This window comes from Burkholderia sp. Ac-20345, assembly GCF_017104825.1.
GTDB classification, from domain to species: domain Bacteria; phylum Pseudomonadota; class Gammaproteobacteria; order Burkholderiales; family Burkholderiaceae; genus Burkholderia; species Burkholderia lata_B.
Genome location: NZ_JAAGPO010000370.1, coordinates 1 through 4410, shown reverse-complemented (window position 1 = coordinate 4410; position 4410 = coordinate 1). Strand labels below are relative to the sequence as shown.

Here is a 4410-nt window from a genome sequence, read left to right as displayed (position 1 = left end):
CTGCCGCGCACGATGATCCGCTCGCAGCCCGCGCAATGCGGCGTGACGAACGGCTATACGACGCCCGACCAGCTCGGCAGCGACCGCTGGGCCGGCCTGATCGGCGCGCACGCGGCGTTTCCCGGCGAGCACCTGCTGATCGCGACGTTCGGCACCGCGACGACGCTCGAGGCGCTGCGCGCGGACGGCCGCTTCACGGGCGGGCTGATCGCACCGGGCTGGGCGCTGATGATGCGCGCGCTCGGCACGCACACCGCTCAGTTGCCGACGCTGACCACCGACATCGCGAGCGGCCTGCTCGCGGGTGCGCAGGCAGAACCGTTCCAGGTCGACACACCGCGCTCGCTATCAGCCGGCTGTCTGTACGCGCAGGCCGGGCTGATCGAACGCGCGTGGCGCGATCTTGGCGATGCGTGGCAAGCGCCCGTGCGGCTCGTGCTGGCCGGCGGCGCGGCGGACGACGTCGCGCGTGCGCTGACGCTCCCGCATACGCGGCACGATGCGCTGATCCTGTCCGGGCTCGCGCTGATTGCCGCGGAAGCGGCGACCGCTACGGCGGCGCAGGAGTGACGGAAAGGCACCGGCGTCGCTCCGGCGCACGGCAACGCATGCCCGGGCGGCCTGCGTCACGATGACGGTGAAAGGCGGGGCGCGCCACGACAGCCGCCCGCGCGCACGGTCAACGGAAGAACGGAAGGAATGAAAAAGCCGGCGATGCGGCCGGCCCGATTGAATGACGTGAACCACGTCAATGACGACGAGGAGTGTCGACGATGCTGCGCTGGCTGATCGCTGTTCTCTTTCTCGCCAACATGCTCGCGTTCGTGGTGGCGCGCGGCGTGTTCGGGCCGCTGCCGGCGGCCGGCCCGCGCGAGCCCGGCGTGCTGGCGCGGCAGGTACGGCCCGATGCGCTGCGCGTGACGCCGCTCGCGCGCGCAACCGACCAGCCCGTCATCGGCGGCCCGATCGCGCCGCCGGCCGTCACGGCCGAACCGCTCGCGGCGTCCGCGCCCTGACGGCGCCGGGCCACGCTCAGGACTGCTGCGCGCGCACCTTCTTCAGCAACGCGGTGGTCGAGCGATCGTGCTCGAACGGAATCGCCAGCGCACGGCCGCCCCAGCCGCGCACCAGCGCCGATTCCGGCAACGCATCCATGTCGTAGTCGCCGCCCTTCACGAGAATGTCCGGCCGGACGGCCTCGATCAGCGACACGGGCGTCTTTTCCTCGAACTTCACGACCCAGTCGACGCTTTCCAGCGCCGCAAGCAGCGCCGCGCGGTCGTCCTCGCGATTGATCGGGCGGTCGTCGCCCTTGCCGAGCATGCGCACCGACGCGTCGCTGTTCACGCCGACGATCAGGCACGCACCGAGCGCTTTCGCGTCGGCGAGATACGTGACGTGGCCGCGATGCAGGATGTCGAACACGCCGTTGGTGAACACGACAGGCGACGGCAGCGACGCGCGCAGGGCGACGAGGGCATCACGGGTGATCAGCTTGCGTTCGAAGGTGGCGGACATGGTGGGAGCTGGACGGAATGAACAACGGCGCGCGCGGCCGACCGGACGGCAGGACGCGGCGGCGGCGCCAGATAAAAAGCCCGCCGGACCGGCCGGGCGGGCTTCATGCAACGAATGTGAACCGGACAAACCGGCCACGCGGCCGGCGCAACGCGCACCGGCTGCAGCGCCAGTCGTCCAACCGGCCTCAGGCCGGCTGTGCGGCCGACGACGGACCGCTTTCAGCCTGCAGGCGGCCGGTGACTTCCTTGCGGTAGCGGTTCAGCTCCTGCGCGGTCGCGAACGTGCGCTCGAACAGGATCGACAGGTTGTGCAGGATCCGCTCGACGACCTTCTTTTCCCATTCGCCGTCGAACCGGATCTGCTCGTCGAGCCAGCGCTCGAGCCATTCCGGATCGGGCAGGCGCGACTGCACTGTGTCGCGCGGGAACAGCGCCTGGTTCACGTGCAGGTTGGTCGGGTGCAGCGGCTTCTCGGTGCGGCGCGCCGACGCCATCAGCACGCCGATCTTCGCGAACGCGGCACGTGCAACGTCGCCGCAGTTGTTCAGCGCCTTCTTCATGTAGCGCAGGTACGCGCCGCCATGGCGCGCTTCATCGCGCGAGATCGTTTCGTAGATCTGCTTGATGACCGGCTCGGTGTGCCAGTCGGCCGCGCAGCGGTACCAGTGGTTCAGGCGGATCTCGCCGCAGAAGTGCAGCATCAGCGTCTCGAGCGGCGGCGCCGGATCGAACTGGAAACGCACCGCGTGCAGTTCCTCCTCGGTCGGCACCATTTCCGGCTTGAAGCGGCGCAGGTATTCCATCAGCACGAGCGAATGCTTCTGCTCCTCGAAGAACCACACGCTCATGAACGCGGAAAAATCGCTGTCGTGCTGGTTGTCGCGCAGGAACATTTCCGTCGCGGGCAGCGCCGACCATTCGGTGATCGCGTTCATCTTGATCGTCTTCGCCTGCTCGTCGGTGAGCAGCGAAGCGTCGAACTTGTCCCACGGAATGTCCTTCTCCATGTCCCAGCGGACAGCTTCGAGCGATCTGTAAAGTTCCGGATAAAGCATCGTGTTCATGATGGTCCCACCCCTGTTCTGCGCAATGCGACTTCTCTAAACGTGACTGTTGCCGCAAAGGCGCGCCACGCGCGCTTTTTGCAGCCAAGACTGTAATTTTACGCGTGAAACCGGCCGGCCGGACGCTGATTGCTCGTCCGGCAGCCGGGCGGCCGCGCCGCCGCCGTTGCGGCATGCCGCAGCCGCGCTCCGCTCGAACGGAACCGGCTGCGCTTGCCTGAGTGGGGGCCGGCGCTGGCCGGCTCGCTGACGAGCCCGTCCCCTGCCCCAGGCGGGTTCCCCGAAGGGTCCCGTGCGGATGCCGGATCGGCGGGCTGTTCGATATGGTGTATACGGCGGCGGCCATGATAGCACGCGTCCATGACGGTTCCGAGACGCCTGGCCGGTCGTGCTCCGCCAATCGCAGTGCGGCGATCGGTCGCGGTCGACCGTCGCGAAAACGCAACCATGCACCATTTCGGCGCGTCAGACCCGTATTTCGCCGGTCGCGAGGCCGTCTTCCGGCGGCATGCCGGCGGCCGACGCGCTGCCGCCGTCCGCCAGCGCGATCCAGCCGGCCAGCGCGTCGCGCTGCGCGCGCCCGTCGCGATAGCCGAGCTCGATCAGTTCGCGCGTGAACGCCTCCTCGAACAGCAGGTAGCTCGCGAACGACGCGCCGGCCGGCTGGCTGCCGCCGATCGCGCCGAGCAGCCCGCGCATCGTCGCCGGCATCTGCTTCAGGTGCTTCGCCGCGATCAGCTCGATTCGCTCGGACGGCGCGATCGCGAGCACGTCGACGTGCCGCCAGCCGCTGTCCACCTCGACCTGGTGCGGCAGGTGCTCGATCATCCGGTTGATGTGCTCGATGCGCTCGATGTCCGAGCCGATCGAGTCGAGGAACACGCTCGCGAGCACCTGCTGGCCGATCTGCGCGAGCGTCGGGTAGCCGCGTACCAGCCCGGTGCCGTTCGCGGCCGGAATCTCGGGCCGCGGGTCGGCCGCGCCGACCACGACGATCCGGTCGGCGCCGAAGTGGATCGCCGGCGACAGCGGCGCGATCTGCCGGATCGAGCCGTCGCCGAAGTATTCGATCTGCCCGTCGAGCACGAGCGGCACGGCCGGGAACACGAACGGAATCGCCGACGACGCGAGCAGGTGCGACGCCGACAGGTCGACGAGCCGCGCGGTGCGCTGCGCGCGCCGCCACGCCTGGATCGGCTGCGCCGCCTGGTAGAACGTCAGGTGCCGGCCGCTCGAATAGCTCAGCGCAGTGATCGCAAGCGCGTGCAGCAGGCGCGCCTCGAGCATCTGCTCGATCCGGTGGAAACTCAGCTCGCGCTGCAACAGGTGCGCGAGCGGCGTGTTGTCGAGCAACCCACGCGGCGAACGGCGGGCCGCCCAGCCGAAGGTCATCGTCGCGAGCCAGCGCGCGCCGGCGGCCGCGATGCCGAGCCAGTCGGTGCGATACACGTAGTCGGCGCGCAACGGCTCCCAGAATTCGAGCAGGCGCCGCACACCATGGGAAAAGTCGTCTGCGTGGCTCGCGATCGACGTCGCGTTGATCGCGCCGGCCGACGAGCCGCACACGACCGAGAACGGCAGCGTGTGCCGCTGCGGATCGGCCTCGCGCGCGATCTCGGCCAGCGCCTTCAGCACGCCGACCTGATAGGCGGCACGTGCGCCGCCTCCCATCAGAACGAGCGCGAGCCGCATGATCGACCTGCTACCTGCGCCGCGTCACGTCGAACGCTTCGGCGGACGGGTTTCGGGCGACGAAGCGGCTGCCGCACGCGCCGCGGCCGAGCCGGCCGAACCGGCGGACTTCGCGCGCTTCGCGGCGGGCTTGG

General features: G+C 69.5%; 5 protein-coding genes. 2 read left to right on the top strand and 3 right to left on the bottom strand.

Features of this window, described 5'->3' with window-relative positions; genetic code table 11:
• On the top strand, positions 1-570 hold a 570-nt coding region (locus G3O06_RS46725), incomplete at its 5' end, for a type III pantothenate kinase (RefSeq protein WP_205820130.1).
• 203 nt (positions 571-773) lie between these two features.
• Positions 774-1016, top strand: a complete 243-nt coding sequence (locus G3O06_RS46720; protein WP_174916240.1) for a hypothetical protein — start codon at positions 774-776, stop codon at positions 1014-1016.
• A gap of 16 nt (positions 1017-1032) precedes the next feature.
• Here G3O06_RS46720 and rfaE2 read toward each other — a convergent pair whose 3' ends face one another.
• From rfaE2 to G3O06_RS46705, 3 genes are all read right to left on the bottom strand, one after another.
• Positions 1033-1518 (bottom strand): D-glycero-beta-D-manno-heptose 1-phosphate adenylyltransferase, encoded by a 486-nt coding sequence (gene rfaE2, locus G3O06_RS46715; protein WP_129513070.1) that lies wholly within the window; start codon positions 1516-1518, stop codon positions 1033-1035.
• A 187-nt stretch (positions 1519-1705) separates the two neighbouring features.
• The gene (locus tag G3O06_RS46710) at positions 1706-2584 is read right to left on the bottom strand and encodes a diiron oxygenase (RefSeq protein WP_011353352.1); all 879 of its coding nucleotides are present in this window, start codon (positions 2582-2584) and stop codon (positions 1706-1708) included.
• A gap of 465 nt (positions 2585-3049) precedes the next feature.
• Positions 3050-4276 carry a patatin-like phospholipase family protein gene (locus G3O06_RS46705; RefSeq protein ID WP_174916241.1) on the bottom strand — a complete coding sequence of 409 codons (1227 nt, stop codon included), beginning with the start codon at positions 4274-4276 and terminating at the stop codon, positions 3050-3052.
• Positions 4277-4410: the final 134 nt, after the last annotated feature.

Bases quoted from the DNA above. Each gene is read 5' to 3' on its own strand.
- G3O06_RS46710 (WP_011353352.1), bottom strand. From the start codon at position 2,584: ATGAACACGATGCTTTATCCGGAACTTTACAGATCGCTCGAAGCTGTC.
- G3O06_RS46720 (WP_174916240.1), top strand. From the start codon at position 774: ATGCTGCGCTGGCTGATCGCTGTTCTCTTTCTCGCCAACATGCTCGCG.
- rfaE2 (WP_129513070.1), bottom strand. From the start codon at position 1,518: ATGTCCGCCACCTTCGAACGCAAGCTGATCACCCGTGATGCCCTCGTC.
- G3O06_RS46705 (WP_174916241.1), bottom strand. From the start codon at position 4,276: ATGCGGCTCGCGCTCGTTCTGATGGGAGGCGGCGCACGTGCCGCCTAT.